At 33.2% G+C, this 2,216-nt stretch carries 2 protein-coding genes; both read right to left on the bottom strand.

Annotated features, from left to right (window positions below; translation table 11 throughout):
* Positions 1–246: 246 nt before the first annotated feature.
* Positions 247–1,209 carry a hypothetical protein gene (locus AAC854_RS22250; protein WP_340619000.1) on the bottom strand — a complete coding sequence of 321 codons (963 nt, stop codon included), beginning with the start codon at positions 1,207–1,209 and terminating at the stop codon, positions 247–249.
* Between the two features lie 54 nt (positions 1,210–1,263).
* Positions 1,264–1,959, bottom strand: a complete 696-nt coding sequence (locus AAC854_RS22245) for a hypothetical protein (protein ID WP_340618999.1) — start codon at positions 1,957–1,959, stop codon at positions 1,264–1,266.
* Positions 1,960–2,216: the final 257 nt, after the last annotated feature.

Below are 2,216 nucleotides of genomic sequence, written 5' to 3'. Positions count from 1 at the left end.
TCGTTCAGGCTCAGAAAGGGTTATCTTCGATTTCATTAGAACAGGCGGAAAGTCAGATTATCGTGTTATCTATTATAACAGTCGTGCAAATAATTTATCTGACTAACTTAACAAGTTAATAAAGTAACGATTTACAATATAATCTTTGAAACTTTAAAATTAGCACCGAAATAATTGCAATATTCTTCGGTGCTATTTTTTCTGAAATAAAAATATAACTCACTATGTTAATATTTTTTCCAGATATTATTTAGGATCAGTAGTCCCTTTCGGTGGCCCAAGTCTATCCAATTCAGCTAAAATTGCAGTAATTTGGGTTTCCCAATCTGCTGGTTTTGGATTTTTACGCAGAGGAAATATTAATGGGCGACGTTCAAAATCCACTGAACTGACGGATTTTTTTCCTTGAATTAGATATTTTGCCATAAAAGCCAATAAATATTTTTTACTGATTATATCATTAGGTAAATATGGGGTTTCAGGTTCAAAAGCATAAATAACCAACTTGTTACTCTCATTTAAGCCATAAACTCTTAAATACAGAATATCATAGAGATGAATAGCATTTACTTGAGAATAACGCGCAACATACATTTTTCCATTACGCCAAGTATAAAAAAGTTGTTTTTTCCGATCAATAACAAGTGGAGCTATTTTATGTATTAAAAATAATAAACCTAGATGAATTAAAATGATTGTAACAAAAAACAGAAAAAAACCACCATCTAGTAATAAATCCTTTTGAGCAGTAGATTTGCTATAAAAACCATTATCCGTATAACGAATATGAAAATATTGAGAAAATGAAATGCTCTTTGCATTAGTAATATATTCATATTTCTTAACATAATCTGGGATGTTAGGATTTAAGTAAAATTTCTCACCGTAATCTCTTTTAGCATAACTTAAACCTCTTAAATAAAAAGCCTCATTAACTTTCCATTCCGTAATATAATTATCAACAAAAAAACAGAAAACCAATAAAAAACTAGCAAAAGAAGAGAGAAAAACTTTTTCACGAAAACCACCTCTACTATATCGTATTTCACATTTTTTATCATCAATTAAGTCAATAAAACCCTCTGTTTTTATTTGCTTTTTATCCAGTATGCCAATGTCTTCATCTAAAATAGGATCACTCACTGCTGATAGCCGACTAATTTTGGCCTCAGTCTTTTTGGTTAACCACTTTTTTATTGAGTTTATCATTTAGCGTACCTTCTCATCAAAATATCCATAAATAGCATTTTCGACTGTTGGCTCTTATCCCCATTGATAACGCAAGGGAGAAATATCATTTTCTTTTGGCATATAATACCAAAAAATTGTTAAATATTGAGCATATTCTTCTTCTATTTCTAATTTCAGATTAAGTATGCCATTTTCATTAATTGGATTCTCATTTTTATAAATTATCTCGGAGAGAGATTGTTCCATTAACTCATCAAATCTCCGCTTAGCTTTAGCGTAATGACGCTCATTTATATAAATGGTGTGATCACTTCTGGAAGTAACAGTAGATGATGGTAATACATGATAAACTAACTCTGATCTTTCCCATTGAAAATTTGGCAACATAAAACGATAAACCATATTTACTTTTTTATCACTTTCTTTTTTTAATATTGGCCTGGTAAAAAAATTCAAAAACTCTTGATGTTCTACCTTAAATGCATTAATGATTTCATCATTCATTTGGTAAACTTCTTTGAACTGATCTGCTATATCATTAGGTCTTTTTAAGCCCATTTTCAAAAAAGAATACTTTTCGCCACTTCCCCAAAAGCAATTCATTAATAAATATTCCAATTGACTTTTTCCAAAGAAAAATAAATAGACAATGCTTGCTAACATACCTAGAACTCCTACCCATATCATACTGGTAAAGAATGCCCCTGCTCCGGCTGCTCCAGCACCTGTGCCCAAAAGTGATGGCCCCAAAAATCCAGCGGTAATCATTAACGTACCGGTACCAATAGCAACATGTGCATACGCTTCCTTATGACTACCTAAAGCGCTAGCATAATAAGCATCGTAGTAAGAAAGCGCCCCGCTTAAGATTCCAGTTACCCCAATTGTCCCCTTTGCCAGCAGTTTTATATAGGAAGTGTGCCGCAGGCATACAAACTGGCAGCATAGGGAACGCAGCCAGTTTGTAGCATAAGCTCAGGAGGAGATGGTGGCAGGCCCACCGAAGTCCGCTGTCGGAAGCCGGC

It is taken from the genome of Xenorhabdus entomophaga (assembly GCF_037996725.1).
GTDB lineage: Bacteria > Pseudomonadota > Gammaproteobacteria > Enterobacterales > Enterobacteriaceae > Xenorhabdus > Xenorhabdus khoisanae.
The sequence above is the reverse complement of the archived record's forward strand: the minus strand, read 5'-3'. Positions and strand labels throughout refer to the sequence as shown.

Bases quoted from the DNA above. Each gene is read 5' to 3' on its own strand.
- AAC854_RS22250 (WP_340619000.1), bottom strand. From the start codon at position 1,209: ATGATAAACTCAATAAAAAAGTGGTTAACCAAAAAGACTGAGGCCAAA.
- AAC854_RS22245 (WP_340618999.1), bottom strand. From the start codon at position 1,959: ATGATTACCGCTGGATTTTTGGGGCCATCACTTTTGGGCACAGGTGCT.